This is a genomic window from Neptunomonas phycophila (genome assembly GCF_001922575.1).
Classification (GTDB): Bacteria; Pseudomonadota; Gammaproteobacteria; order Pseudomonadales; family Balneatricaceae; genus Neptunomonas; species Neptunomonas phycophila.
The window spans coordinates 49,084-75,636 of record NZ_MRCI01000004.1; the positions used below are offsets into that span (position 1 = coordinate 49,084).

The window sequence follows — 26,553 nt, forward strand, 5'->3', positions numbered from 1 at the left end:
ACACACTTGGCCAATACCTCCGCCCGTTTTCTTGATCTAGATTAATCTTTTAGGTTACATATGTCTGTTTTTTGAACAGTTGATGCTTGAATCTACGCGCTCTTATCCCCATATATATCGCAATGACAGGATGAATACGCCATGAAAACCATGTCGGTTCAAGAATTAGGAGAGTGTCGATGCGACCTGAAAAATTTACCTCTAAGTTACAAGAAGCGCTCGGCGAGGCGCAGTCGCTCGCCATCGGGAAAGATAACAACCAAATAGAGCCGATTCATTTGTTGGCTGCTTTCATAGAGCAGCGAGACGGTTCGGTTCGGCCATTGCTTGCCCAAGCGGGAGCTAACCCTCAACAGTTAACCCGTTTAATAGGTGAGGGGATTGATCGATTACCTACGATTAAAACCCCTGACGGTGAAATTCGGCTATCGCAAAACATGGCACGTATTTTTAACCTGACCGAAAAACTAGCACAACAGCGCGGAGATCAATTTATCGCAAGTGAGCTTGTTCTGCTGGCCATGCTTGATGACAAAAGTGATGCAGGTAAGGTTTTAAAAGAGGCAGGTGTTACAAAAGCCGCACTTGAAAAAGTTATTTCTGCTATGCGTGGTGGTGATAGCGTCAATGATGCGAATGCTGAGTCTAATAGGCAGGCGCTGGATAAATACTGCATAGACCTAACTGAACGAGCTGAATCCGGGAAGTTAGACCCCGTGATTGGACGAGATGATGAAATACGCCGCACCATTCAGGTTCTTCAGCGTCGTACCAAAAACAATCCGGTATTAATAGGTGAGCCTGGTGTAGGTAAAACGGCTATTGTTGAAGGCTTAGCGCAACGAATCGTAAACGGCGAAGTCCCTGAGGGCTTAAAAAACAAAAAAGTCTTGTCGCTGGATATGGGCTCCTTGATTGCTGGCGCTAAATTTAGGGGTGAGTTTGAAGAGCGTTTAAAAGCGGTGCTTAACGAGTTGTCTAAGCAAGAAGGCCAAGTGATCCTCTTTATTGATGAGCTGCACACTATGGTTGGGGCAGGTAAAGGCGAAGGCGCGATGGACGCTGGTAATATGCTTAAACCGGCTTTGGCGCGTGGTGAGCTTCACTGTGTTGGGGCAACGACATTAGATGAGTATCGTCAGTATGTAGAAAAAGACGCCGCCCTAGAGCGCCGTTTCCAGAAAGTGATAGTGGATGAGCCTAGCGAAGAAGATACCGTCGCTATTTTGCGTGGTCTAAAAGAGCGCTATGAGATCCATCACAGTGTCGATATTACGGACTCAGCTATTATTGCTGCCGCTAAATTGTCACAGCGTTATATCACTGACCGCCAGCTTCCTGATAAAGCGATTGATTTAATAGACGAGGCGGCCTCTCGTATCCGTATGGAAATGGACTCCAAGCCAGAAGATATGGATCGCCTTGAGCGTCGACTCATTCAATTGAAAATGGAGCGTGAAGCGCTTAAAAAAGAAAAGGATGAGGCCGCTCGTAAACGACTAGACGAACTGGAAAAAACGATAGCAACATTGGAACTTGAATTTGCAGATCTGGATGAAATCTGGAAAGCAGAAAAAGCTGCGCTGCAAGGCTCTCAAAAGGTTAAAGAAGAGCTTGATCAGGTGCGCACCGAGATGGAAAAAGCGCGCCGCGAAGGCGACTTGCAAAAGATGTCTGAGCTGCAGTATGGCCGGATTCCCGAGTTAGAAAAGCAGTTGGAGGCGGCTAATGAGGCAGAGCAAGCTGGCTTGCAACAAGGTAACAAGTTATTACGTAATAAAGTCACCGAAGAGGAAGTAGCGGAAGTCGTATCGCGCTGGACCGGTATTCCAATTAACAAAATGTTAGAGGGTGAGCGCGAAAAACTGCTACGTATGGAAGAAGAGCTTCATCATCGGGTCATTGGCCAGCGAGAGGCAGTAGAGGCCGTCGCTAACGCCGTGCGCCGATCCCGAGCAGGGCTGTCGGATCCTAACCGTCCAAATGGTAGTTTCCTTTTCTTGGGACCAACAGGGGTGGGTAAAACCGAGCTATGTAAAGCGTTGGCGAGTTACCTGTTTGATACCGAAGAAGCCATGGTGCGTATCGATATGTCCGAATTTATGGAGAAGCATTCCGTTGCACGTTTAATCGGAGCGCCTCCTGGGTATGTCGGTTATGAAGAGGGAGGGTATTTAACAGAGGCAGTGCGCCGTAAGCCGTATTCAGTGCTGTTGTTGGACGAGGTTGAAAAAGCGCACCCTGATGTCTTTAATATTTTGTTGCAAGTGCTAGAAGATGGTCGTTTAACCGATGGACAAGGTCGTACCGTTGATTTTAGAAACACTATTGTTGTGATGACATCAAACTTAGGCTCTCACCTGATCCAGAGCTTTAATGATGATGACGATTACGACTTAATGAAACGGGCCGTCATGGAAGAGGTGGGATCGCACTTCCGCCCTGAGGTGATTAACCGTATAGATGAAGTGGTTGTCTTCCATAGTTTGCGCAAAGATCAAGTGTCAGGTATTGCTAATATTCAGCTTGATCGCCTACGTGAACGCTTGGCAGAACGGGATCTTACCTTAACTCTTACCAGCTCGGCACTGGATAAGTTGGTTGATCTCGGCTTTGAGCCAGTTTATGGTGCGCGGCCGTTAAAACGCGCCATTCAGCAACATCTAGAGAACCCGTTGGCACAATCGCTTTTGGCTGGTCAGTACTTGCCGGGGCATGAGATTGTGGTAGATGTGGAGGCCGGCGAGTTTGTCTTTCGCTAAAGGTGCTGAATAGTCAAAACATTGTTAAGTACTAGCCCGCTACAGAGCGGGCTTTTTTTTTAGCGTTTTTTGAGGATATGAAGGGGCTATTTACTGGTGAAAAGTGGTTTTATAGCCTAGTTTTATATGAGTAGGGGCTAATAGATAAAATCAGTATAGAGAGAGCTGAATGAAGTGTCTGAATGTGTTGGTAGTGGATGATGCAAAGTTTATTTGCGAGCATGTAACTAAAATTGTTCACGAGTCCTTTCCCTCGTCTGTTGTTAAATCGGCTTTTAACGGCGAAGACGCCCAACAAATTATGTCGTCTATTACATTTGATCTGATTTTATGCGATTGGGAAATGCCGCATATGAATGGTCTAGAGCTGTTAAAGTGGACGCGCCAGCAAGACGCTTATAAAACGACGCCCTATGTCATGATTACAAGCCGTGGCGAGCGTGAATATGTCTTAAAAGCCATTCAGGCTGGTGTGAACGATTATCTAGGTAAACCGTTTACTAGTGAGCAGTTGATTCAAAAAATTAATAAGATGTTGGGCAAAAAGACCAGTGTCGAAGCTCGCATGGTCAAAGATGATGCGAAACCCGAGACGGGCACCATGACAGCAGGAAGCGAAGCGCAAGCTAAGCATATTCCAAAACCTAAAGGTATGGCACATTTAAGGGTTCGCAATGACATCTACAAATGTGCCATTAAGGACCTTAGCCTTAAGGAAGTGTTCGCTGTCGTAAAAAATGAGGGCAATTATCCCGTTGTTTTAGATCAAGCTGTCATTGATATTGAATCAATGGACGGCGGTAATGTTGCACGTTTGAATGGCTTTATCCGTATGGTTGAAGCGGCAGAAGCTCATATCGAAACGCCCTATATTAATATTCTAGTAGCGCTGGTGGATGATGACCCTGAAAAAATGGATCATTTGTCGCGATATATAGCCCAAGCTCGTTAGTGATTGATATACCAACCGGCTTAGTCGCGAGGCCTGACTAACTGAGTACGGCGTAAGTCGCTGTAAAACATACCGAGACAAGCCGCCGCAATTGAAACCGCAAACAAGTCAGTATGTGCAAAACCACCATTATAGGTAAGCAACCTAATCGTCGCCGCAAAGAGCAGTAAGACAATAATGATGAAAAGCCATGGCGTAAACCAAGCCTGCAATCGATGGGCAAGCGATACGCCGAGCCACGAGCAAAATAACCCAGCTGATGCGCCGGTTAATACATCAACAGGCCAGTGCACTCCCACAGCTATTCGTGAATAACCAATCAGAGCAGCTAGCAGTAAAGCGCAGACTTGTGCGACCCGAGATTGGCATAAGTGTGTCACTAGTCCAGCCGCTAAAAAAGCAGTCGCTGTATGCCCTGACGGGGTGCTATTGGCTGTTAACGCCGAACCTATTAAACGAAATGAGTCGTGGGCAAGGGTTGCGGGTGGTCTAGCCGTATGAAAGTACAGCTTTAACCCTTGAGTCATTAATATGCCAATGATGCCGGCGAATAGCATGGCGAGTGTAAAGCGAGGGTAGCGTAAGCTTAGGGCTAAACCCATGGCCAGTATTGGCCATTTATCGCCACTAAAAGTGATGTACTCCCACATCAAGGCAGGGAAGGGTAAGCTATAAGCTTGCAAGGTGTAGAACCCTGTTGTTAATCCACCCGGCAAAAACAATACCGACAAGCCTGTCAGCAGTAATATGCCGGCCAGCGGGATTTGCCAAAACTGCGCTGGTGGGATGGCGTCGCTGCTCTCAATATGTTCCTGTAAATGGTTAAGGTGGCGCATACATAATTGCTCTCTAATGATCGGTAAGCAGACACCCTGCGATGCTGGCTGACGCGCGAGTGAATATTGTCTTGGGTAACTTATTACACATTGACATAAAAATTGGGTTTATTAAAAGTAATAATACTTCTGTAACAGAGTGGCAGGGGCGATAATAGATTCCTATTTTCATTGAGGATTTAAAGCGTGCTTAGCTATAAACACGGGTTTCATGCGGGAAACTTTGCCGATGTACACAAGCATATGGTGCTAGTGCAATTGATTAACGCGCTGAATCAGAAGCCTAAGCCGTGGAGTTATTTGGAGACTCACGGCGGGAAAGCCCATTATGATTTAACAGACGAGCAAGCAGAAAAAACCGGTGAATATAAAAAGGGAATTGCACCTGTGTGGGCTGCTGCTCAGCCGCCTACATTGGTCGCCAATTATTTAGCTCAGGTGAGTGCTGAAAATACCGGCCGTCTATTGCGTTACTACCCTGGATCTCCCGCTATAGCGGCTAGCATGGCGAGAGAAGATGATCGTATCGCGATTATGGAACTTCACGCGAATGAATATGAACTAATTAATAAATACTTTAAGCGTAATACACAGGTTGCTATCCACCATCGCGATGGTTATGAAGGTGTGTTGTCAATGTTGCCGCCTAAACCCAATCGCGGCGTGGTATTGATTGACCCGTCTTACGAAGTAAAAAGTGAGTATCAAGAGGTCGCTCGATTTATCAAAAAGGCACACCAGCGCTGGCCTATTGGCGTGTACGCCGTGTGGTATCCTATTTTGAAAGCGGGCTTACATCGAGCGATGCTACAAAGTGTAGCGTCGTCAGGTATTCGCAAGGTATTTGTTTCCGAGTTTTACCAAAAGTCATCAAATAGTGGTCGTATGTTTGGTAGCGGTATGATGTTGATTAATCCACCTTGGCAGCTGGAAGAACAGCTGGGATCTGTCATGCCGTGGTTGGAGCGGACTCTAGCAGAAAGTGATGCTGATTCATCATCAGGGCGATGGTTGGTGCCGGAATAGTACGGGCTACCTAAAGGAGCTGGATGGGTAAACTCAATCAGTATATTAATACAGTGGCGTTATTACTTGCGCAGCTCATGAATGGATAAACAAAAGGTTGTAGCACTATCGACACAAATGGATTTATTTTTTTAGCCGGGGTTTTATTGTTGGTTAGCATACTAGCCAGCTCCTTAACCGTCCGTGCTGGGTTGCCCCTTTTACTCGTCTTTCTTGGCGTGGGAATGCTGGCAGGTGAAGAAGGCATTGGGCAACTGGACTTTGATAATTCAGGCCTCGCTTTTTTTGTTGGTAACTTGTCGCTTGCCGTTATTTTGCTGGATGGTGGTATGCGAACCAAGACCAGTACCTTCCGGGTTGCGTTATGGCCCTCATTGTCATTAGCCACATTGGGTGTCGTGTTAACCACGGCTGCTGTGGGAGCATTTGCCGCATGGTTGCTGGATGTAAAGCTCATCTATGGCTTGCTACTGGGGGCAATCGTTGGCTCTACTGATGCCGCCGCTGTTTTTAGTCTACTCCGTAATAGTGGTGTAAGACTTAACGAACGTGTGGGGGGGACTCTCGAGATTGAGTCGGGTGCCAATGACCCCATGGCCATTTTGCTGGTTGTTATGCTGACCGGTTTGCTACAGACGGCAGATCATTTGAGTGTTTGGGCTTTTCTAGCTCAAATGTTCCAGCAGTTTGCACTGGGTAGCATTATCGGTTTGTTAGGCGGCAAGCTATTACTCTTGATTTTACGTCGAGTTCCTTTAGTGGAAGGCCTGTACGCTATTCTCATTATTTCATTTGGGTTGGCTGTGTTTTCTGGCGTTAATATGGTGGGCGGCAGTGGCTTTTTAGCGGTTTATTTAGCGGGCTTAACCGTCGGTAATGGGCATCTCAAACAGCTGGAGTCTATCTCTAAGGTGATGGATGGGTTAGCTTGGCTGGCTCAGGCGGGTATGTTCTTATTGTTAGGATTGTTGGTTACACCATCTAGCTTATTAACGCACGGCTTAGAAGCGCTAGCCATTGCCGCGTTTTTGATTTTTGTGGCGCGTCCACTGGCCGTGATGGTTTGCTTGCTCCCGTTTGATTTTCGTTGGTCTGAAAATTTTTATATAAGTTGGGTTGGATTGCGCGGTGCGGTTCCCATTGTGTTAGCTTTATACCCAGTGATAGCAGGCTTAACCAATGCGAACTTGTTATTTGAAATAACCTTTACGGTTGTGCTCATCTCGCTATTGTTACAAGGCTCTACGGTACCGCTAGTAGCGCGTTGGTTGAAGGTTGTGGTGCCTCCTGCACCGGCTCCCACTACTCGCTTTTCATTAATTGACGATGTGAACTCGCATTATTCATTGGAGCTGTACGAGTTTTTTGTACAAGCTGACTCGCTGCATATCCCCGCTTCAGTCGTACAAAACGTGCCAAGTGCGACGGTTTCTACGCCTCAGTTAGTGGCCTTAGTTCGGGACAAAAAACCGATGGTGGTTAATGCAGAAACCGAGCTAAAAGCGGGTGATAGAATTTGGATGCTGTTGCACCCTGATGATGTGAACGAAGTTGCATTGCGCTTTTCACAACAAACATCAGAGTCATTTCTGCTGCAGAACTTTTTTGGTGAGTTTTCCATACGAGGTGATGCGTCGTTGCTGGATTTGGCAAAAGTGTATGGTGTGCCTCTTGAAGGGATTAGCGCTGAAGACACGGCAGCTGAGTTGTTACAACGCCAATTGGGTAAATCGCTGGTGGTCGGTGACAGAGCACGCTTTGGAAACCTGAGATTAACCATCCGTCAAATGAATGGTAATCAAATAGAGGTTATTGGCCTTAAGCTTCACGACAAGGCTCAATAATACTGCTGGTATAAAGTAAGTGCAGTGCCGGCTAATCGTAACGGCGTGTTAGCCAGCCTGCCTAAATTAGACCTTTAATAGAGAGCTGTTTCGTCTTTGACCAGATCAATTAGCAGTTGCAAGAAAAGGTCATCCGCTTCACTGTGTTCAAGAGGGATCTTAACGTTGGTGGTTGAGGAAAGCTCTTCAGCAATTAGGACGGCAGCATCTTTCTTTCCCAAATGTTTGCGCGTTATTTCTTTAGCATGAGCGCAGATCTCTGGCTCGCTAAACACCTTACGAATAAACAGTAGCAATTCATTAATCACGCGCTCTTTGTTTTTAATTTCTTTAATGGCCATTCTGTACTCTCCGCAAACAGACCCTGTATACATTTCTTACACTATAAACCTAGTTTTGGGTCTACGCATCCGTTGAGTTGTTCCTATTTTTAAAATGATTGTTCAAAAAAAATGCAGTTTCCTTGAATGGAAGGCGATGAAGTGAGAAAATATCGCGCTATTTTTCTTCGTTTTCAGCAGTAGGAAACCCCGAGGCTGTCAGCGAAACTAAGCAATACCCAGCTTATTTAGTCTCAGTAGGTCTGCCGGTTAAGTGATCCTTTGCCAGCATTCATCAGAACGTGGGCCTAATCCTTTTGCTAGGTTTTCGCTGCTCCGGCGTCATCAGCGCTGCGGCAGTACATGTTCATTTTGCAGAATCTCTGAACTTATATTCACCGCAGAGTCGGTGACGATTAGAGGGTAATAACGTGGAATTACTATCAGGCGCAGAAATGGTTGTTCGCGCCCTGCGCGATCAGGGTGTGAAATATATATACGGCTATCCGGGCGGGGCGTTGCTGCATCTATATGATGCCATCTTCCAGCAAGACGAGGTCGAACATATTCTGGTGCGCCACGAGCAAGCTGCTACACACATGGCTGATGCTTATGCGCGCGCTACCGGTAAAGCCGGCGTCGCGCTGGTCACATCGGGTCCAGGTGCAACGAATGCAGTAACAGGTATCGCAACCGCTTATATGGATTCTATTCCAATGGTTGTTATCACAGGTCAGGTGATGAGTCACTTGATAGGTGAAGATGCGTTTCAAGAAACCGATATGATCGGTATTTCTCGACCGATTGTTAAGCACAGCTTTAGCATTCAGCGTCCAGAAGAAATTCCTGAAGTGATCCGTAAGGCCTTCCACATTGCAGAGTCAGGTCGTCCTGGTCCAGTTGTGGTCGATATCCCTAAGGATATGACAACGCCAACCGATCGTTTTCAGTATGAGTTTCCGGCTGATGTGAAGCTGCGTTCATACAATCCGGTTACCAAAGGGCATAGCGGCCAAATTAAAAAAGCATTTGATATGCTGATGTCGGCTAAGCGTCCAGTGATTTACACCGGTGGTGGTGTCATCATGGGTGATGCGAGTGCGGAGCTAATAGAGCTTGCGCAAGCGCTGAATTTCCCTGTGACGAATACCTTAATGGGGTTAGGTGGCTACCCAGGCACAGATCGCCAGTTTATTGGCATGCTGGGTATGCATGGCAGCTATGAAGCAAACATGGCGATGCACCACAGTGATCTTATTTTAGCGGTGGGTGCGCGTTTTGATGACCGTGTCACTAACGCCACAGAAAAATTCTGCCCTACTGCCAAGATTATTCATATCGATGTTGACCCTGCTTCGATCTCTAAGACCATCCGTGCAGATGTGCCTATTGTTGGTGCCGCAAAACTCGTCTTAGAAGATATGATCCAGTTGCTTAAAGGCACGAAAAAATCAGTTGATCAAGCGGCGCTTGCTAGCTGGTGGAAGCAAATTGATGAATGGCGTGAGCGTCACGGTGGTCGTTTCTTAACGGACTCCGAGTTAATGAAGCCTCAGCAAGTTATCGAAATGCTCAGCAAGGTTACTAACGGTGATGCATACGTCTGCTCAGATGTTGGTCAGCACCAAATGTTTGCCGCGCAATATTACAAGTTCAATAAGCCGAATCGTTGGATCAACTCCGGTGGTCTAGGTACGATGGGCTTTGGTTTGCCGGCAGCGATGGGCGTTAAGCTTAACTTCCCTGATGCTGATGTTGCCTGTGTAACGGGTGAAGGTAGTATCCAGATGAATATCCAAGAGCTATCGACTTGTAAACAGTACGATATGCCGGTGAAAATCATCTGCTTGAACAACCAGTCGTTGGGTATGGTTCGTCAGTGGCAAGATATGAACTATGAGTCTCGTCATTCGCAATCTTATATGAAGTCGCTACCTGATTTTGTGAAGTTGGTCGAGTCTTACGGCCATGTTGGTATCAAAGTTGATAAATACAGTGATTTGGAAGCGGCGATGACCGAAGCTTTCTCGTTAAAGGATCGCTTAGTATTTATGGATATTGCGGTTGATCCGCATGAGCACGTGTATCCGATGCAGGTTCCGCGTGGCACGATGCGCGACATGTGGCTTAGCAAAACGGAGAGGACATAAAAATGCGTCATATCATTTCTGTTCTTTTAGAAAACGAACCGGGTGCTTTGTCACGTGTTGTGGGTCTGTTCTCGCAGCGTAACTTCAACATTGAAACGTTAACGGTTGCGCCAACTGATGACGATACCTTGTCTCGCTTAACGGTGACGACAGAGGGTGATGATCGTGTTGTTGAGCAAATCACGAAGCAGCTCAATAAGCTGATTGATGTTGTTAAGGTCGTGGACTTGACTGAAGGTGAGCACATTGAGCGTGAGCTAATGATGATCAAGTTCAAAGCCTCCGGTGCATATCGTGCCGAAGTTAAGCGTACGGCGGATATTTTCCGAGGTCAGATAATTGACATTACGCCTAACACTTACACCGTTCAGCTGGTTGGCTCTAGTGCTAAGTTAGACGCATTCATTGATGCATTGGGAACAACGAATGTCATTGAAGTCGTTCGTTCTGGTGTTTCAGGGATAGCGCGCGGCGAGAAAGTGCTCAGCCTATAAGCCTTGATCCATCTATATGATAAAGCCGCTCATTATTGAGCGGCTTTTTTGTGGCTGCTCGATAAGCTTTAAGCAAAGTTGTGTCTTGTATATGCTTGCTATCTGGGGAGCAGAGACGGTAAGCTGCTAAAGCATTTTCGGCGGATAAGTATCGCTTGTCTGTATCGCGTTAACTTATGCACTGTAAATGGAGTTATCATGCATAAGACCCAAGTGCTTATCACTATCGATACCGAGTTTTCGATAGCCGGTGCTTTAAACCCATCTTTAAACGTAAAGCCAGTAGCTGACCCTGTCGTTTGTGGTACCTATAAGGGGAAAGAGCAGGGGCTTGGTTTCTTGCTCGATACATTTGCTCGCTTTAACACTAAAGCTGTATTTTTTGTTGAAGCGATTAATCAGTGCCATTTTGGGTTAGAGCCCATGGGGCGATTGGTTGAGCGCATTGCCCCTCTTCATGATGTCCAACTGCATACCCACCCCGTTTGGGCCGCATTCGACCGAGATGTGGTAAGGCGTGATCGTCCTTTGTTTCCTGTGAATGATTCTTTGCTTGGGCGTTCAGCTGAGCAAGTTGACGCTATTTTAGATATCGGCCTTAACACCTTTGAGGCTTGGGGATTGCCTGCGCCTATCGCAATTCGCACAGGGAGCTTATTAGTTGAACCCGCTTTATATCCTGCCTTTTTAAAACAAGGCCTGCGTTGGAGTTCTAGTATTGGGGTGGGTATTTATCGACCGAGTGATTCATATTTAAACATTGAACACGGTGTTGTAAATGTGGAAGGCGTTAAAGAGCTGCCTGTTACCAGCTTTATCGATATGCCCCGTTTAAGGCCTGCTCACCGTAAAACCTTACAAGTTACCTCTTGCAGTTGGCCTGAAATGCGCGCTGTGCTTAATAGGGCACATCAAGAAAAGATAGATCAAGTTGTCATCCTAACTCACCCTTTTGAATACTTTAAACGCAAGGATTACCGATTTGCGGTGCGTCGCCCTAACCGCGTTAATCAGCAACGTTTAGTTTCTTTATGTCGTTTTTTAGATGAGAACCGTGACCGTTTTGAGTCGACGGACTTTCGCACCTTGGATCAAGGTGTTAGAGACGCACCTGAGACCAGCGAGCGTTCGCTTTCTTTGAGTTCGCCAAGCGATGTATTGGCATTGGCGCGTATGGGGCATAACAAGTTTAATGATGTGGTGTGGTGGTATTAGCTCAGTGAATCAAGACGTTATTATCGTATTAGGTATCGATAACCCCACGGGGCTATGTTTGTGTCGAGAGCTCTCAGAACAAGGGGTTGAGGTTGTTGGCTTATTTGCTTCTCGTTTTTCAATTGGGGCAGCTTCTAAACACGTAAGTACTGCCTATCGGCGTGCTAATAAAGATGAATTGATCGAGCAACTGTTGGGTTTGGCCGCGAAACATAAGGCGAAAGCACTCTTAGCGGTTGCCGAGAACGATATCCAGTGGATCAATTTGCATCGAGATCAGTTTTCAGATGTGGCTTTGTTGTTCCCAGAGCAAAGCACAATGGATCGCGTTTTGGATAAAGCCCAGACCTATCGACACGCCAAAGCGTTAGGTATTCCAGTGCCTGAAACTTACGAAATTGAAACCCTGGAAGCGTTAGCGGCGTTACGTGATGAGTTGGTTTTTCCGGTGGTTGTTAAATGGAAAGAGCCTGTCGCTATTATTCCTAAGCTATCAGCCCTTGGCGTGCCCCTTGTGAAGGCCGAGTACGTATATTCTTTTGAGCAATTAACTCAGGTGTTGGCCACTTATGAGCCTGTAGGCGAGTTTCCCCTTATTCAGGAGTATCGTAAAGGTGTCGGGTTAGGTCAGTTCTTCCTGATTCACGACGGACAGGTTTTACAGCGGTTTCAGCATCAGCGTATCCATGAATGGCCTCCTGAGGGGGGATATTCAACCGTCTGCCGGTCGCTACCACAAGCGGAGCATCAAGAGCTAAGTCGGTTATCTGAGGCGCTACTCAAAGCTTTGGATTGGGAAGGAGTTGCCATGGTGGAATATCGGTATGATGAGGCAACAAAGCAAGCGGTTTTGATGGAAATAAATGGACGTTTTTGGGGGAGTTTTCCGTTGGCATATCATGCTAACGCTGGGTTCGCATGGCGGCTTTACCAAGCGGGTGTTTATGGACGGGGACTCCCCGAGTCACAGGTCACGCCGGGTCTTGAATGCCGCTTTATGGTGCCAGAAACAAAACGCTTATTGAGAGTATTGTTGCAGCCCTCCAAGATAAAAGACCGCTCCTATCACAACACACCGCTTGGTGATCTGGGGCGTTACTTATTAAGCTTTGTGAATCCTAAAACGCGGTATTTTGTTTTCATGCTAACAGATGCAAAGCCCTTCTTTCGCGATGTGAAGGGCATGATGAGTGGTGTTATTAAACGGTTCACGCGTGGGTAGTTGATGTGTCATGGGGCTGTTCTTTAGAAGCCTGCAGTTGTGTTTCTTTTTGAGCGTCCAGCATAGAGAGTAATGCGCGGGTCGACTCCTCAATTCTGTTAAAGCAGCTGGTGTAGTAATCAGAAGATAATGTGTGCGGGTCATGAATATGCACGTAGCGGCGTTTGGGTAGCGAGCCAAGAAGCAAAATACGGGCGTCTTGTCCGTATCGTTCACGCAATATGTTGGCGTGGCGTATCTCCATCACTAAAAACAAATCCCCTTCTTGCTGCTCAAAGTCACTCATATTAGTGGCTTTGTGTGATGTCAGATCAATAAAGCGGTCGGCCGCTTTTTGGATGGCTAGATCAGTAGCCGGAGCCCCCGTCGTTGTCGATAGTCCTATTGAGCAGGTCGGGAAATGGCTGCGATGACGGGTGTAGGCTTCGGCATACGCGCTTCGGTTAATATTGCCAAGGCAGACAAAGACTAAACGTTGGATGCTGGCTGGTTCGAAATGTAAATAGGGGTCTATACGTCCTGTTTTGGCGCTTAGTCGTGCTAAAGCGAGACGGATATAACCACGATAGGTGCCATAACGAGCATTAATAGAATGAATGAGTGATGTCATCTGCAATTCCTTTGCATGCCAAACGAAGACTGCATCATAGCAGGGCGAAATAACTTTGAATATCCGATTCGCGTTTCCAAAATATTGACTGATGTTAATAATCGCGTATGTTCGATGTAATACTTGCCTTGATAGTCAGGTTTAAGTTTATCTTTATGCGCTGTTCTGTAGCTTGGATTATTTGGAGTACTCAATGAAACGACTCATTACTACCTTAGCGATCGTTGCCCCCATGTCTTTTTCAGCCGTTGCGGCGGACATTAAACCTGCTGTGGTGTTTGATATGGGAGGGAAGTTCGATCAATCCTTCAATCAAGGTGTATATGAAGGGGTGGAGCGTTTTAAGAGCGAAACGGGAACAAAGTATCGCGAATTTGAAGTAACGAACCCATCTCAGCGTGAGCAAGCCGTGCGAAAGATGGCACAGCGCGGCGCTAATCCTATCATTAGTGTTGGGTTTGCTCAGGCTGCGGCAGTGGAAAAAGTCGCTTCTGAGTTCCCTGATACTCAAATTACCCTTATTGATGCCGTAGTTGATCAGCCTAATGTGCAGTCTGTCGTTTTCAAAGAGCACGAAGGATCTTTTTTGGTAGGAATGCTGGCGGCGTTAAAATCGCAAACCAAAACGGTTAGCTTTATCGGTGGGATGGATATTCCGCTGATCCGTAAGTTTAATTGCGGTTATGCTCAAGGTGCCAAATATGCGATGGATGATATAACCGTAATTAGTAATATGACTGGATCTACACCGACGGCGTGGAATGATCCCTCTAAGGGAGCCGAATTAGCGCGTAGCCAATTTGATCGCGGATCTGATGTTGTTTTTGCTGCCGCAGGGGGAACGGGGATTGGTGTTTATCAAGCGGCTAAAGATGCGGGTAAATACGCGATTGGTGTGGACTCGAATCAAAACCACCTCCATCCAGGTACTATGTTAACGTCGATGACAAAGCAAGTGGATGTGGCGGCGTATAGCTCACTAAAATCCGCGGCGGATGATACGTGGAAACCCGGCGTTCAAGTGTTAGGTTTAGCTGAAAATGGAGTGTCGTGGGCACTGGATGAGCATAACAAAAGCTTGATTACTCCTGAGATGAAAGAGGCCGTCGAGAAAGCGAAGCAGGCCATTATTAACGGAGACCTTGTCGTTCATGATTACATGAGTGACAACAGCTGTCCTGCTTTAGACTAGATAACAAGGTGAGCAAACATGCACTCGCCAATCCCAGATGATTACTCAGCCTCGTGTGCTCCGGCTATCGCCTTACGGGGGATTTCTAAACGTTTTGGTGCAGTTAAAGCCAACAATGACGTAGATTTGACGGTTGCCCGTGGGGAAATTCATGGAATCATAGGTGAAAATGGAGCCGGAAAGTCGACATTAATGAGTATCCTTTATGGTTTTTATGAAGCGGACTCGGGTTCTATTTCTGTCAAAGGAGAGTTGGTTGATATAAAGAACGCCAACGATGCGATCGCCGTAGGTATTGGTATGGTCCATCAGCATTTTATGCTGGTGGATAACTTTAGCGTTTTAGAAAACGTGATGCTGGGAGCAGAAAAAAGTTTCTCTTTAGCGACCAGTGTCAGCCAAACGCGCAAAGCGCTTGCTGCATTATCAGATCAGCATGGTTTAGCGGTAGATCCCGATGCGATTACTGGAGATCTCCCAGTCGGGTTGCAGCAGCGCGTGGAAATTCTAAAAGCGTTATATCGTGGAGCCGAAGTACTCATTCTTGATGAACCTACCGGTGTCCTGACTCCTCAAGAAGTAGAGCAGTTATTCGATATCCTCAATACGCTGCGTGAGCAGGGTGTCAGTGTTTTATTGATTACGCATAAGCTGCAGGAGGTGTTGGCAATTACTGATAAAGTATCAGTAATGCGAGCCGGTACCATGGTGGCTGAGCGAACAACGGTGGATACTTCTAAAGAAGAGTTAGCCGAGCTGATGGTAGGTCGCAAAGTACTGCTGCACGTGGATAAATCACCTGCAAACCCTCAGCAAACGTTGTTAGATGTAGTGGATATTTCTTGGACTGACCCGCGTGGAGTTGAGCGCTTAAAGTCAATTAATCTTCAGTTGCGTGCCGGTGAAATAGTCGGGGTGGCTGGGGTGTCTGGAAATGGTCAAACCGAGCTTTTATCTTTGTTAGCGGGTATTGCTCCCGTTCAGCAGGGGCATTTAAATGTGTGTGGTACACGTGTTGATGCCACCTCATTACTCGATGCAAAGTCATTTCGGCATTTAGGTGTTGGGCATGTGGCTGAAGACCGTCACCGAATGGGGATGGTGAGTGCTTTTTCAGCCAGGGAGACAGCGATCATGGGGTTTGAAGAATCTGACGCGTACAAGTCTTCCGGGGTGGCGGGTGCTTTGGGATTAATGAGCAGCTCCCGCGTGACAGAGCATTGCGAGACGTTAATGGCGCAGTTTGATGTTAGGCCTGCTGATCCTCATTTAAAATCGGCTAATTTCTCTGGCGGCAATCAGCAAAAATTGTGTATTGCTCGTGAAATGGAGCATCAGCCAAAAGTGTTATTGGTTGGACAGCCTACACGAGGAGTCGATATCGGAGCGATCGAGTTTATTCATCAACAGCTTGTTGAGCTGCGTGATGCCGGTAGCGCCATTCTCGTAGTCTCTGTTGAGCTGGAAGAGGTCATGTCACTATGTGATCGTATTGTTGTGATGTCAGAGGGCCGTATTGTGGGAGAAATGGAGTCCAATGAAGCCGATGCGCAACGCTTAGGTCTGATGATGGGTATTTCTTCGACCTCGGAGACACGCTCATGAGCCAAAAAACATTACCTGTTTGGGTCGATATCGCCTTAATTCCATTGATTAATGTGCTACTTGCGTTTGTTGTCGCCGCCGGTGTCATTGTGTTGATCGGTGAAAATCCGTTAGAAGCGGTCAATATTATGTTGATGGGGGCTTTTGGCTATGATGAGGGTATTGGTTATACCTTGTACTACACCACAAACTTTATTTTTACGGGTTTAGCCGTTGCAATTGCGTTTCACGCGGGCTTATTCAATATAGGTGGAGAGGGGCAAGCATACATTGGAGGGCTGGGCGTTGGGTTAATGTGCTTGGCACTGGATGCTTGGTTACCTTGGTATTTATTGCTGCCGTTGGCTATTTTTTCGGGGGCTCTTTTTGGAGCGCTTTGGGCATATATCCCCGGCTATCTGCAGGCATATCGTGGTAGCCATATTGTTATCACTACTATTATGTTTAATTTTATAGCATCCGCTTTAATGGTTTATCTTCTCGTTAATGTGTTAATTCAGCCGGGCGCGATGTCTCCTGAATCACGTCGTATTGCGGATAATGCAACCCTTCCTTTCATGCACGAAGTCTTTGGTGCGATGGGGATGGATATTGCCTCCAGCCCGTTGAATGTGTCACTTTTTTTAGCGCTGATATGTTGTGTATTTGTTTGGCTTTTTATCTGGCATACCCGTTGGGGGTACGCCATTCGCATGATTGGCTTCAATGAGCAAGCGGCTATCTACAGCGGTATTAATACGCGCCGAATGGTTGTTTTGACTATGTGCATATCTGGTGGTTTGGCCGCTATGGTTGGTATCAACGAGGTGATGGGAGCTCAAGAGCGTGTCGTGTTAGATTTTGTGGCTGGGGCGGGGTTTACAGGTATCGCTGTGGCTTTAATGGGCCGTAATCACCCTGTGGGTATTATTGTTGCAAGCTTGCTGTTTGGCGCTTTATTCCAAGGGGGTGCCGAATTGTCCTTTGAAATCTCAACAATTACACGCGATCTGGTCGTTGTGATTCAAGGATTAGTCATTCTCTTCTGTGGGGCCTTAGCGTATATGGTTCGGCCTACTTTAGAGCGAATCTTTGCTCGGGTATCAGTGGAGAAAGAACTATGAATGATGCGCTGCTAATTGCTGTATCGGCTCTTGATGCTACTTTGCGGTTATCGGCTCCTTTGATTTTCTGCGCCATGGCGGGTGTATTTTCTGAACGCTCAGGTATCGTTGATATTGGGTTAGAAGGGAAAATGCTCGCCGGGGCTTTTGCTGCAGCAGCAACGGCCGCTGTAACCGGTTCAGTGTGGCTAGGGCTGTTCTGTGCGTTAAGTGTATCTGTTGCGATGGCTTTGCTGCACGGCTTTGCATGTATAACTCACAAAGGTAATCAGGTTGTGAGTGGTTTGGCGATCAATATTTTGGCTTCAGGTTTGACGGTGGCATTAGGTATTGCGTGGTTTCAGCGAGGAGGCCAAACCCCCGCCTTAGAAGCAGACGCTCGTTTCGCCGCTATCACCTTGCCCGGCGCCGACTCAGTTGCTGATTTGCCGATCATTGGAGTTGTGTATAGTGAACTGTTGAGTGGTCACAACATATTGGTTTATATGGCTTTTCTGTCCGTTCCTTTAACGGCTTGGGTGCTTTATAAAACACGGTTTGGCCTGCGTTTAAGAGCCGTTGGTGAAAATCCGCAAGCGGTTGACACCGCGGGCATTTCGGTAGCCTGGCTTCGCTATCGCTCTGTTATTTGTGCTGGACTGCTGTGTGGTTTAGCTGGGGCATATTTGTCGACGGCCCAAAATGCAGCGTTTTTGAAGGATATGTCTGCAGGTAAAGGATATATCGCTTTGGCGGCGTTAATTTTTGGTAAGTGGCGCCCTACTCAAGCCATGTTGGCATGCTTACTGTTTGGCTTTCTTGATGCGCTGGCAGCTAGGTTACAGGGCGTTGAATTACCCATCATAGGTGAAATTCCGGTGCAGCTTATGCAGGCGCTGCCATACATTCTGACTGTTATATTACTGGCAGGTTTTATAGGCCGTGCTATCGCTCCAAAAGCGATCGGCATTCCCTACAGCAAAGAGCGGTGATTAGGCTGTTAACTAGCCGCTTCCACTAACTATTAATGGGTTAATATGAAGGTTTATTGTTACGGCTCTATAAACATTGATCACGTGTATCAGGTACCGCACTGGATGCAGCCCGGAGAAACCCTTGCCAGCACTCATTATCAGCGTGTTTTGGGCGGAAAAGGGGCTAATCAATCTATTGCGTTGGCCCGCGCAGGTGCTTGTGTGTCACATATTGGCCGTCTGGGTGCAGGAGATGAGTGGGCTAAGGTTGAAATAGCCGCTTCGGGAGTTGATTGTCAGTTGGTTGATGTCACTGATCAGCCTAGCGGACATGCTATCATTCAAGTAGATGCCGCTGGCGAAAACAGTATCCTGTTGTATGGTGGTGCTAATCAAAGTTTCACGCAGGCCGATTTGGATGAGCTTTTTCGCGGGCTTGTAGCGGGGGATTGGTTATTACTGCAAAACGAGTGTAGCTTGACTGGTTATGCTATGGAAGCTGCAATAAAACGTAAGGTGCGCGTTGCCTTCAACCCATCGCCGCTAAGTAAAGATATAACTTTGCTACCCCTTGAGCAATTAGCTTTGCTGGTCTTGAATCAAGTTGAAATGGTTCAACTTTTTCCGGAGTGCGAAGGCTTAATGTCGTCTCCCGAGATGTTAATGACATTTATCGAAAAGCAGCTGCCTGATACGGAGGTTGTTGTCACCATGGGTAGTTCAGGGGCTTTGTGGTGTGGTCCTGCTGGACGTTTTTTTGTGAATGCTTTTGATGTTCAGGTAGTTGATACAACCGCCGCAGGTGACACATTTCTCGGGTATTTATTAGCGTCGATTGTATCAGGCCTAGCGCCTCAGGCCTGTTTGCATCAGGCGTCTGCCGCGGCGGCGTTAGCTGTGCAAACATCCGGTGCTTCTACCAGTATTCCACTGAAAAGTAGAGTTGAAGATTTTTTATCGCAATCCGGTGAGTGTAGGCTCATTGAAAATGCCCAATGAATGCGTTGGTTTTTGTTGTTTCCTCATAAAGTTTCAAAGTTAATGGGTAACGTATGTCTCACAAAATGATTTTAGATACAGACCCGGGTATTGATGATGCTATGGCTATTTTTACCGCTATGGCACATCCGGAGATTGAGTTGCTTGGGTTAACAACAACATTTGGTAATGTATCTGTTGCTCAAGCTACGCAAAACGCGCTTACTTTGGTTGAAATGGCAGGCTTAGATATCCCAGTAGCTCAGGGTGTGTCTACACCATGGGTTAAAGCTCTGGCTCCTTTTCCTGATTTTGTGCATGGCGCTGATGGCTTTGGTAATCTGGATTTAGAGGCTCCAAAACGCAAAGCTGTGTCTAGCAGTGCTGCCGAGTTTATCGTGGAACAGGTAAACCGTTACCCACACGAGATCTCGCTGGTGGCTGTTGGGCCGCTAGGAAACTTAGCGACAGCGCTCAAGCTTGATCCTAGTATCACTTCTAAAGTTAAGCAGGTCGTGATCATGGGAGGGGCGATAGCAACGGATGGTAATGTTTCGCCCGTAGCCGAGGCAAATATCTTGTCTGACCCTCATGCGGCAGAAAAAGTGATGGCGGCTCATTGGCCTGTTGTTATTGTGGGGCTTGATGTGACGCATCAAGTGGTATTAAGTCCTGAGCTCTTTGATGAGATTCGTGATAACAACCCGAAAGTGGGGCAGTTTATGCACGATGCTGCGGAGTTTTACACCGCTTTTTACAGCAGTGTGCGCCATATTAACGGTTGCTATGCTCACGATGTCTCTGCGGTAGCTTATGTGGTTGAACCCGATATATTTGGTACCGAAAGCGGAGAAGTTTGTGTGGCTACAGAGGGTGTTGCTATTGGCCAAACGATTATGAGTCGGTACGGCATCCCTTATCCTTTAAATTTTTGGGAAGATCGCCCCAAACAAACCGCCTGCATGACGGTTGACGATCAGCGACTTATCACTTTATTTAAAACTGCGCTGACTAATAGTACTTGGCAGTTATAACTCACAGGGCATTAAGTGATGCATGCAGATAAAACGTTATTACAAGCTATAGATTTTAATGATCCTGATGCGCAGCAACGTTTTGTACAGTCATTGCGGGAAACAGGCTTTGGAGTCCTAAAGAACCATCCAATATCGCAGTCGTTGGTGGAGTCAATTTATCAACAGTGGCAGGACTTCTTTAATAGTACCGACAAGCAGAACTTTCTTTACAACAAAGGCAAGCAGGATGGCTTTTTCCCGGCGAGCGTTTCTGAGACCGCCAAAGGCAATACGGTCAAGGATATAAAAGAGTACTACCACTTTTACCCCTGGGGGCAATGTCCTGTTGAGCTTCGCCCAGCACTGACTCAATATTATAAAGAAGCGACCCAGCTGGCTGCGTTGTTGTTAACTTGGGTTGAAAAATACAGCCCAGCTAGTGTGTCGCAAAACTATAATGAGCCGCTGACTAATATGATCACCTCCAGTGAACAGACGCTGTTACGTATTCTTCATTATCCGCCGTTAAGAGGCGATGAGGAGGTCGGGGCTATCAGAGCTGCAGCGCACGAAGATATTAATTTGTTAACTATTTTGCCGGCGGCAAATGAGCCTGGACTGCAGGTGTTGAGTAAAACAGGAGAGTGGTTGGATATTCCCTGCGAATTTGGCAATCTAATTATTAATATAGGTGATATGCTGCAAGAGGCATCAGGGCATTATTTTCCCTCTACGACTCATCGAGTTGTTAATCCTGAGGGACAAGACCAATCCCGGTCTCGTATATCACTGCCTCTATTTTTGCACCCACGGCCAGACGTCAGGTTGTCTGAACGTTTTACTGCCGGTGAATATTTGCAGGAGCGTTTAAAAGAATTAGGAGTAATCTAAAGCGACATAGATCGCTGTATTTCAATAGTTCACATCGGTAGCCATGAGATTGACAGTTTAATCATTATCCGGAGGATAATAAGCATGTCTAGAAATCACCAAGCGCTGCCAATGCAGCTTTTCGAATTGGCCTTTGCTGTGCCAGTTGTTGTTAATGCCCGCGTTACTAAAATGATGATGTCGGGTGGGTCCCCTTCAGCTAAAGATCAGAAAGAGTTTTATCGAATGGGGGAAGAAAAAGTAGAAGCTTTTTTTGAGTCGTGGCAAGCGGTATCGAAAGTCCTCTTTGGTTTTCAGCAAGATTTTTTTCGTGCAAGTTTAGATGTCACCCGTACGACCACTCCCTTCGACCCTCTAGACACTTATCAAGCTTATCAAGATGCTACACACAAATTAGCAACCAAAGGGCTTGCTCCTATTCATCGGCGTGCTGTATCAAACGCGAAGCGGTTAGGATAAGCCTGTAAAGAAGGCTTTCATGTTTTGTCATATTCTCTCTGTTACACTTTGCTCTATGCAGTATGTGGTAACAGGGAGTTCATATGACAATCAAAGCCATCTTATTTGATCACGACGGGACGTTAGTTGATTCGGAAAGCTCCCATTTGGCGATATGGCAGATAGTGCTATCACCTTTTGGCGTTTCGGTTTCGGATAAAGAGTATGCAGACCTCTTTTTGGGGGTTCCTACAGAGAAAACAGCGGATGAGCTGTGTAAACGATATCCTATACCTATCACTTCAGAGCAGCTCGTCCAGTTAAAGTTAGACCAAACGCGAGCTTTCTTACAAACATCATCGTTTCCTCAAATACCAGGTGCAGAAGCGCTGCTAGCTGAATGCGCTAGCCGCCTACCGATTGCCTTAGTGAGTGGTTCGCAGCGCTTTTGTATAGATGCCACACTCGATAGCCATCAATGGCATTCATTTTTTTCGCATGTGGTTACCGGAGATGATGTATTGCTCAATAAACCACATCCGGATAGTTATTTAAAAGCACTTGAGTTGTTGGGTGTTAAAGGACACGAAGCGATTGCGATTGAAGACACCGAAAGCGGTGCAAGTGCTGCTGCATCGGCCGGTATAGCCACTGTAGCAATTAGGAATCAGCATTCAGCAACTCATGATTTTTCCCGAGCAGCTATTGAAGTAGAAAATCTTGCTGATGCGAAGGCGTGGATTTTAGCGCAACTAGATGCTTAGCGAAGGAGGTAATAGTGGAGACGCAGATAACAGATGCATCTGAGATATTTTCAATTGAAATGAAAGTGCGTGATTATGAGCTCGATATGCAAGGAATTGTGAATAATGGCGTATATTTCAACTATCTAGAGCATGCAAGGCATGAATACATGCTGTCAAAAAATATTGATGTGGCCGGACTTGCGAAACAAGGTATCAATTTAGTCGTGGTGCGTTCAGAACTGGATTATAAGAGCTCATTATATTCAGGAGATTTATTTCGTGTTTCGGTGAAGCCTGAGCGTGTCAGCAAGGTAAAGTTTGGTTTTCGCCAGCAGGTCATCAGAAATCATGATGCTAAGGTGTGTGTAGATGCGTTTGTCATCGGTACGGCACTGTCTGAAAAAGGGCGCCCTTTCGTACCAGAGTGGTTAAATATGCTACCGCCTAATAAAGCGTGATCAGGCGGTAGCACATTGACCCTATGCGATCACTTTCCGTCTAATGATTAACGCTAATCCAAGGCCAAAGAGTGCCAGCGTCATCGGCGCCGGAACATCCGAAGTTGGGACATTAGCTACAATAGGCGTTTGTGTCATATTGATTATGTTGCTTGGGCCACCAAAAGTTAAACCCGTAATGAAAGCTGTCGTATCAGTCGGGTCTAGTGCTGCGGTGGTTTCAATTCCTAAAATTTGGAAAAGAGTTACTTCTTCACTCGTGAAGGTATCGAAATCGTAAATCACGCCGTCTTCTAGTTGGAAGTTGCCGACAAAGTCACCGATTACTGAATCATAGATGCTAAGGATGTACTCACCATCACCAATCAGTGGAAGTAGGATAGATTCAAAGGTGTTGTCGGACAGCATTTCATATGTGTAGCCAATAGCAACCTCTGGATCGATAAAGATCATTTCATCAGACTTTTCGAATGTAAATGAAAAGCCGCCCGTTTCCTCATTGATCTCATCAGGCATGAGCGGGTTTAACTGTGTAGAGCCTGCTGCCGCGCCATCAGATACGGATGATGAAAAGTCCCCTTGGATAAATACCGCTGAATCGTAAATATCATCACTCGTATCAGCAATGGCCAAGGTAATGGTATTCGATACACCTGGATTTACCGGAGCTACGAAGGACAGTACGGTAGTTAAGCCGTCTAGCTCCGTATCCCGTTGTTCGTTGGTATTGTCAATATAGAACTCGCTATTACGGTCTGCATTAACATTGTTGATAGCAACCGGGCTGCCATCTGGCAATAATGCATAGTTAACATCGTTGACAAAGAAGCCGAACACATCATTGAAAGAGCTATTTGCAAATTCGGGGTATTCTTCTGAGCCAAAAACGTATGAGAATTCGAGCTGGTCACCTTGAGGTGTAAAATCGAATGTTAGTATCGACGCGTCATGCGTTAATGTACCTGACGTTGGGAAATCGTCGATAGGTTGGTCTATTTCAGGAATCTCAAAGTCCGGGATCTCTCCTTCTGGAAATTCAGAGCCCGGAAATTCCCCTTCCCCGCCGCTAGGAGTACTTGATTCAATAAGGGTGTCTAACAACGCGGAACCCGGCATGCCATTGCTAGACCCGGCTGAGTTACTTGTGTTTGGGCCTAGGACATTAATAACATTACCAGAAGTGAGTATGGCTCCTTTTTCGATGCCAATGGCCGCGCTACCTCCAGTAAATAGGCCGGATGCGCTCAGTGCACCTGTGTAAGTCACACTATCGATAGATGTGATTCCGTCCTGAATAAGGGCTTGTGCCAATATTTCTGCGTCAGAGAGTGTTGTTAATTCAGCTACACCTAACGTGATCTCGTTGGCTGTTGCGACGCTGCTAATGCCTACTGATAGCAAGCTTGCACTAAGCAGATACTTACCAAAACTTCCTTTTTTCATTCCGCTTTACCTCTCATATTATTGTGTATTGGTTATAGCAATATTAATGCCATCATCTAAGTCGCTGATATTATTGGTCTTAATTTAAACAAACCAATCGAATGTAAATAATTCTGACAGTAAATATAAGGCCTTTCTGTTTTGAATGCTGTGGCTGGTGTTGATCGAGTTCGGTGGTATTGTGTGTTGTGCGGCGCACAAAACAGCAGAGGTTTTAGATAATGAAGACTCGAACTATTAATTTGGCGTTACAAGGTGGCGGCGCTCATGGTGCTTTTACATGGGGAGTCCTCGATCGCCTGTTGGATGAGCCTTGGTTGGATTTTGAAGGGGTCACCGGTACGAGCGCTGGGGCGATGAATGCGGTAATGTTGGCAGAAGGCTGGAGAAAAGACGGAAGGGCGGGGGCGAAGGAGCAGTTATCCGCATTTTGGGGAGCCGTCTCTTCAAAAGGCTTTGGCTTACTACTTCCTGAGGGAGTAGAGAGCTCTTTAACGCGTTGGTGGTTGCATACAATGCAGTATATCTCCCCTTATGACATCAATATGCTTGATATAAATCCACTGCGAGACATGCTCTCTGGTTTGGTAAACTTTGAGGCGCTTTCAAAAGAAAGCCCATTCAGTTTATATATAGCCGCTACCGCTGTTCGATCAGGTAAGCTGGCGTTGTTCAGGGAGTCTGTCTTATCTGTTAACCACCTGCTAGCGTCGGCATGTTTACCTAAGATACACAAAGCTATCGAAATAGACGGCGAGTATTACTGGGATGGTGGGTTTGCGGGTAATCCAGCTATCTTTCCGTTGATTTACGATTGTTCAAGTAAGGATATCCTTATTGTTCTATTGCAAACCTTAGATTTAGATGCGCTGCCAACGGGCGCTGAGGCAATTGCTGAACGTGTCACTGAGCTTGGTTTTCAAGCACACTTTATGAGAGAAATGCGAGCCATTGCTGAGTTTCGAGAAAATGTTTCTTTTGGCTTTGTCCCGGGTACGAAGGCATGGAAGTTACAAAAAATGCGGCTTCATATTCTTCAGAATCAAGCGTATCTTTCTAGCTTGGATCAAGCGAGTAAATATAATACCCGTAAAGGTTTCCTTGAGGCGCTATTCTTGGCGGGTCAGAAAACGGCAGAGCAATGGTTGTCTCAGCATCAAAATGACATAGGTCGTAGGGCGAGTTGTGATATTAGCGCATTGTTTGGCGCCTAGCGTATCGAAGTGGCATTTCAAGCGGTAGAATAATTCACCAGTTTAAATAAGTGAGTATCAAATGAGTGTAGAAGAGCAGTCAAAGAACATAGAAGAGTCAGGGCAAGAGGAGTCAGGAAAACCTCGTCGGGGTATCTATTTATTACCTAATTTGTTCACGACAGGAGCGCTTTTTTCTGGCTTCTATGCTGTTGTTGCTGGTATGAATCAGCAGTTTGAAGTGGCTGCTATTGCCATCTTTGTAGCTATGGTTCTTGATGGACTAGACGGTCGTATTGCGCGAATGACTAATACATCCAGTGCTTTTGGTGCTGAATATGACTCGCTTTCGGATATGGTGTCTTTTGGTGTGGCCCCAGCCTTAGTTACGTTTAGCTGGGTTTTAGGGGATTTAGGTAAGCTAGGTTGGTTTGCAGCGTTTATTTATGTGGCCGGTGCGGCACTTCGTTTAGCTCGTTTTAACACTCAGCTCGGCTTTGCTGATAAGCGCTATTTTGTTGGGCTGCCTTCACCGGCAGCAGCAGCGGCTGTTGGAGGGCTAGTTTGGTCGGCAACCGCTCATGATATAGACCCCGCGCCTTATGCTTATCTTATAGCGGCATTTGTGTCGGCAGCAGGCATCCTGATGGTTTCTAATGTCTTATATTACAGCTTTAAAGATATAGACCTAAAAGGCAAAGTGCCCTTTATTATTCTTGCTTGTATCGTACTGGTCATAGGTATTATCTCAATCGAGCCTTCTTTCTTCTTATCTTTGTTGTTTTTTGTTTATGCAGCTACGGGGCCTCTTTATTGGGTGTGGCGAAAATGGCGTAAAGCTTGATGCTTGTGCAATGACAGGGGGTAAAGCGTCAATTGGGGATGAGCGAATTGATACTAAATAACCCCTTTTTGTTTATTTAATGATCAATATAAGGCGCCTTTCATAGGCGCCTTTATTTTTTGGCCTTTTTTACCCCTTTTTCACGATAATTTAACAATTAGCGGTTGACTCTAAATGGGGTGTCTGTAGAATGCGCACTCCTTGCTTAGGACGGCAGCGAAAGCGGCTTTGAACAGAGCAAGGCGGTGTTATTTAAGTGGTT

General features: G+C 46.3%; 24 protein-coding genes. 20 read left to right on the top strand and 4 right to left on the bottom strand.

Features of this window, described 5'->3' with window-relative positions:
- Nucleotides 1-179 precede the first annotated feature (179 nt).
- Nucleotides 180-2,762 carry an ATP-dependent chaperone ClpB gene (gene clpB, locus BS617_RS16930; protein ID WP_075174186.1) on the top strand — a complete coding sequence of 861 codons (2,583 nt, stop codon included), beginning with the start codon at nt 180-182 and terminating at the stop codon, nt 2,760-2,762.
- 169 nt (nt 2,763-2,931) lie between these two features.
- Complete coding sequence (locus BS617_RS16935; RefSeq protein WP_075174187.1) at nt 2,932-3,714, top strand: response regulator; 783 nt, start codon at nt 2,932-2,934, stop codon at nt 3,712-3,714.
- Nucleotides 3,715-3,734: 20 nt separating this feature from the next.
- Here BS617_RS16935 and BS617_RS16940 read toward each other — a convergent pair whose 3' ends face one another.
- Complete coding sequence (locus tag BS617_RS16940) at nt 3,735-4,550, bottom strand: phosphatase PAP2 family protein (RefSeq protein ID WP_075174188.1); 816 nt, start codon at nt 4,548-4,550, stop codon at nt 3,735-3,737.
- A 186-nt stretch (nt 4,551-4,736) separates the two neighbouring features.
- Here BS617_RS16940 and BS617_RS16945 point away from each other — a divergent pair, with 186 nt between their 5' ends.
- Nucleotides 4,737-5,576, top strand: coding sequence for a 23S rRNA (adenine(2030)-N(6))-methyltransferase RlmJ (locus BS617_RS16945; RefSeq protein WP_075174189.1), 840 nt, complete (start codon nt 4,737-4,739; stop codon nt 5,574-5,576).
- A gap of 125 nt (nt 5,577-5,701) precedes the next feature.
- On the top strand, nt 5,702-7,420 hold the full coding sequence (locus tag BS617_RS16950; RefSeq protein WP_277252948.1) for a potassium/proton antiporter: 1,719 nt from the start codon (nt 5,702-5,704) through the stop codon (nt 7,418-7,420).
- A 74-nt stretch (nt 7,421-7,494) separates the two neighbouring features.
- Here the strand turns inward: BS617_RS16950 and BS617_RS16955 are convergent, their stop codons facing one another.
- Complete coding sequence (locus BS617_RS16955; RefSeq protein ID WP_075174191.1) at nt 7,495-7,761, bottom strand: hypothetical protein; 267 nt, start codon at nt 7,759-7,761, stop codon at nt 7,495-7,497.
- A gap of 410 nt (nt 7,762-8,171) precedes the next feature.
- Between BS617_RS16955 and BS617_RS16960 the strand changes: the two genes are divergently transcribed.
- From BS617_RS16960 to BS617_RS16975, 4 genes are all read left to right on the top strand, one after another.
- Nucleotides 8,172-9,890, top strand: a complete 1,719-nt coding sequence (locus tag BS617_RS16960; RefSeq protein ID WP_075174192.1) for an acetolactate synthase 3 large subunit — start codon at nt 8,172-8,174, stop codon at nt 9,888-9,890.
- 2 nt (nt 9,891-9,892) lie between these two features.
- Nucleotides 9,893-10,384 (top strand): acetolactate synthase small subunit, encoded by a 492-nt coding sequence (ilvN, locus tag BS617_RS16965; RefSeq protein WP_075174193.1) that lies wholly within the window; start codon nt 9,893-9,895, stop codon nt 10,382-10,384.
- A gap of 198 nt (nt 10,385-10,582) precedes the next feature.
- Nucleotides 10,583-11,599, top strand: a complete 1,017-nt coding sequence (locus tag BS617_RS16970; RefSeq protein WP_075174194.1) for a polysaccharide deacetylase family protein — start codon at nt 10,583-10,585, stop codon at nt 11,597-11,599.
- Between the two features lie 4 nt (nt 11,600-11,603).
- On the top strand, nt 11,604-12,821 hold the full coding sequence (locus tag BS617_RS16975) for a carboxylate--amine ligase (protein WP_139303240.1): 1,218 nt from the start codon (nt 11,604-11,606) through the stop codon (nt 12,819-12,821).
- On the opposite strand, the gene BS617_RS16980 is transcribed toward BS617_RS16975, so the two are convergent.
- On the bottom strand, nt 12,808-13,431 hold the full coding sequence (locus tag BS617_RS16980; protein ID WP_075174195.1) for an arsenate reductase/protein-tyrosine-phosphatase family protein: 624 nt from the start codon (nt 13,429-13,431) through the stop codon (nt 12,808-12,810). The genes BS617_RS16975 and BS617_RS16980 overlap by 14 nt on opposite strands.
- Nucleotides 13,432-13,624: 193 nt before the next feature.
- On the opposite strand from BS617_RS16980, the gene BS617_RS16985 reads away from it, so the two are divergent.
- From BS617_RS16985 to BS617_RS17030, 10 genes are all read left to right on the top strand, one after another.
- On the top strand, nt 13,625-14,623 hold the full coding sequence (locus BS617_RS16985) for a BMP family lipoprotein (protein WP_075174196.1): 999 nt from the start codon (nt 13,625-13,627) through the stop codon (nt 14,621-14,623).
- A gap of 18 nt (nt 14,624-14,641) precedes the next feature.
- Entirely contained in the window at nt 14,642-16,228 is a 1,587-nt protein-coding gene (locus tag BS617_RS16990) for an ABC transporter ATP-binding protein (RefSeq protein WP_075174197.1), read from the top strand.
- On the top strand, nt 16,225-17,331 hold the full coding sequence (locus tag BS617_RS16995; RefSeq protein WP_075174198.1) for an ABC transporter permease: 1,107 nt from the start codon (nt 16,225-16,227) through the stop codon (nt 17,329-17,331). The genes BS617_RS16990 and BS617_RS16995 overlap by 4 nt, the downstream gene beginning before the upstream one ends.
- Complete coding sequence (locus BS617_RS17000; protein WP_075174199.1) at nt 17,328-18,302, top strand: ABC transporter permease; 975 nt, start codon at nt 17,328-17,330, stop codon at nt 18,300-18,302. Before BS617_RS16995 ends, BS617_RS17000 begins: the two co-directional genes overlap by 4 nt.
- 45 nt (nt 18,303-18,347) lie before the next feature.
- Nucleotides 18,348-19,283: a ribokinase gene (locus tag BS617_RS17005; protein ID WP_075174200.1), complete on the top strand. Its 936-nt coding sequence runs from the start codon at nt 18,348-18,350 to the stop codon at nt 19,281-19,283.
- A gap of 53 nt (nt 19,284-19,336) precedes the next feature.
- A complete protein-coding gene (locus tag BS617_RS17010) occupies nt 19,337-20,296 on the top strand; it encodes a nucleoside hydrolase (RefSeq protein ID WP_075174201.1) in 960 nt (319 codons plus the stop codon).
- Nucleotides 20,297-20,314: 18 nt separating this feature from the next.
- Nucleotides 20,315-21,169 (top strand): isopenicillin N synthase family dioxygenase, encoded by an 855-nt coding sequence (locus BS617_RS17015; RefSeq protein ID WP_075174202.1) that lies wholly within the window; start codon nt 20,315-20,317, stop codon nt 21,167-21,169.
- An 84-nt stretch (nt 21,170-21,253) separates the two neighbouring features.
- Nucleotides 21,254-21,628 carry a polyhydroxyalkanoate granule-associated phasin gene (locus BS617_RS17020; RefSeq protein ID WP_075174203.1) on the top strand — a complete coding sequence of 125 codons (375 nt, stop codon included), beginning with the start codon at nt 21,254-21,256 and terminating at the stop codon, nt 21,626-21,628.
- 83 nt (nt 21,629-21,711) lie between these two features.
- Nucleotides 21,712-22,371, top strand: a complete 660-nt coding sequence (locus tag BS617_RS17025; RefSeq protein WP_075174204.1) for an HAD family hydrolase — start codon at nt 21,712-21,714, stop codon at nt 22,369-22,371.
- A gap of 14 nt (nt 22,372-22,385) precedes the next feature.
- Entirely contained in the window at nt 22,386-22,811 is a 426-nt protein-coding gene (locus BS617_RS17030; RefSeq protein WP_249263640.1) for an acyl-CoA thioesterase, read from the top strand.
- A gap of 21 nt (nt 22,812-22,832) precedes the next feature.
- On the opposite strand, the gene BS617_RS17035 is transcribed toward BS617_RS17030, so the two are convergent.
- The gene (locus BS617_RS17035; RefSeq protein ID WP_075174205.1) at nt 22,833-24,254 is read right to left on the bottom strand and encodes a choice-of-anchor L family PEP-CTERM protein; all 1,422 of its coding nucleotides are present in this window, start codon (nt 24,252-24,254) and stop codon (nt 22,833-22,835) included.
- Nucleotides 24,255-24,475: 221 nt separating this feature from the next.
- Here BS617_RS17035 and BS617_RS17040 point away from each other — a divergent pair, with 221 nt between their 5' ends.
- Together BS617_RS17040 and pssA are read left to right on the top strand one after the other, a co-directional pair.
- Complete coding sequence (locus tag BS617_RS17040) at nt 24,476-25,468, top strand: patatin-like phospholipase family protein (RefSeq protein WP_075174206.1); 993 nt, start codon at nt 24,476-24,478, stop codon at nt 25,466-25,468.
- A gap of 61 nt (nt 25,469-25,529) precedes the next feature.
- Nucleotides 25,530-26,291, top strand: a complete 762-nt coding sequence (gene pssA, locus BS617_RS17045; RefSeq protein ID WP_075174207.1) for a CDP-diacylglycerol--serine O-phosphatidyltransferase — start codon at nt 25,530-25,532, stop codon at nt 26,289-26,291.
- The last annotated feature ends 262 nt before the right edge of the window (nt 26,292-26,553 follow it).

Coding starts and splice junctions, on each gene's coding strand:
- clpB (WP_075174186.1), top strand. CDS start 180: ATGCGACCTGAAAAATTTACCTCTAAGTTACAAGAAGCGCTCGGCGAG.
- BS617_RS16935 (WP_075174187.1), top strand. CDS start 2,932: ATGAAGTGTCTGAATGTGTTGGTAGTGGATGATGCAAAGTTTATTTGC.
- BS617_RS16940 (WP_075174188.1), bottom strand. CDS start 4,550: ATGCGCCACCTTAACCATTTACAGGAACATATTGAGAGCAGCGACGCC.
- BS617_RS16955 (WP_075174191.1), bottom strand. CDS start 7,761: ATGGCCATTAAAGAAATTAAAAACAAAGAGCGCGTGATTAATGAATTG.
- ilvN (WP_075174193.1), top strand. CDS start 9,893: ATGCGTCATATCATTTCTGTTCTTTTAGAAAACGAACCGGGTGCTTTG.
- BS617_RS16970 (WP_075174194.1), top strand. CDS start 10,583: ATGCATAAGACCCAAGTGCTTATCACTATCGATACCGAGTTTTCGATA.
- BS617_RS16980 (WP_075174195.1), bottom strand. CDS start 13,431: ATGACATCACTCATTCATTCTATTAATGCTCGTTATGGCACCTATCGT.
- BS617_RS16985 (WP_075174196.1), top strand. CDS start 13,625: ATGAAACGACTCATTACTACCTTAGCGATCGTTGCCCCCATGTCTTTT.
- BS617_RS16990 (WP_075174197.1), top strand. CDS start 14,642: ATGCACTCGCCAATCCCAGATGATTACTCAGCCTCGTGTGCTCCGGCT.
- BS617_RS16995 (WP_075174198.1), top strand. CDS start 16,225: ATGAGCCAAAAAACATTACCTGTTTGGGTCGATATCGCCTTAATTCCA.
- BS617_RS17000 (WP_075174199.1), top strand. CDS start 17,328: ATGAATGATGCGCTGCTAATTGCTGTATCGGCTCTTGATGCTACTTTG.
- BS617_RS17005 (WP_075174200.1), top strand. CDS start 18,348: ATGAAGGTTTATTGTTACGGCTCTATAAACATTGATCACGTGTATCAG.
- BS617_RS17010 (WP_075174201.1), top strand. CDS start 19,337: ATGTCTCACAAAATGATTTTAGATACAGACCCGGGTATTGATGATGCT.
- BS617_RS17015 (WP_075174202.1), top strand. CDS start 20,315: ATGCATGCAGATAAAACGTTATTACAAGCTATAGATTTTAATGATCCT.
- BS617_RS17020 (WP_075174203.1), top strand. CDS start 21,254: ATGTCTAGAAATCACCAAGCGCTGCCAATGCAGCTTTTCGAATTGGCC.
- BS617_RS17025 (WP_075174204.1), top strand. CDS start 21,712: ATGACAATCAAAGCCATCTTATTTGATCACGACGGGACGTTAGTTGAT.
- BS617_RS17035 (WP_075174205.1), bottom strand. CDS start 24,254: ATGAAAAAAGGAAGTTTTGGTAAGTATCTGCTTAGTGCAAGCTTGCTA.
- BS617_RS17040 (WP_075174206.1), top strand. CDS start 24,476: ATGAAGACTCGAACTATTAATTTGGCGTTACAAGGTGGCGGCGCTCAT.
- pssA (WP_075174207.1), top strand. CDS start 25,530: ATGAGTGTAGAAGAGCAGTCAAAGAACATAGAAGAGTCAGGGCAAGAG.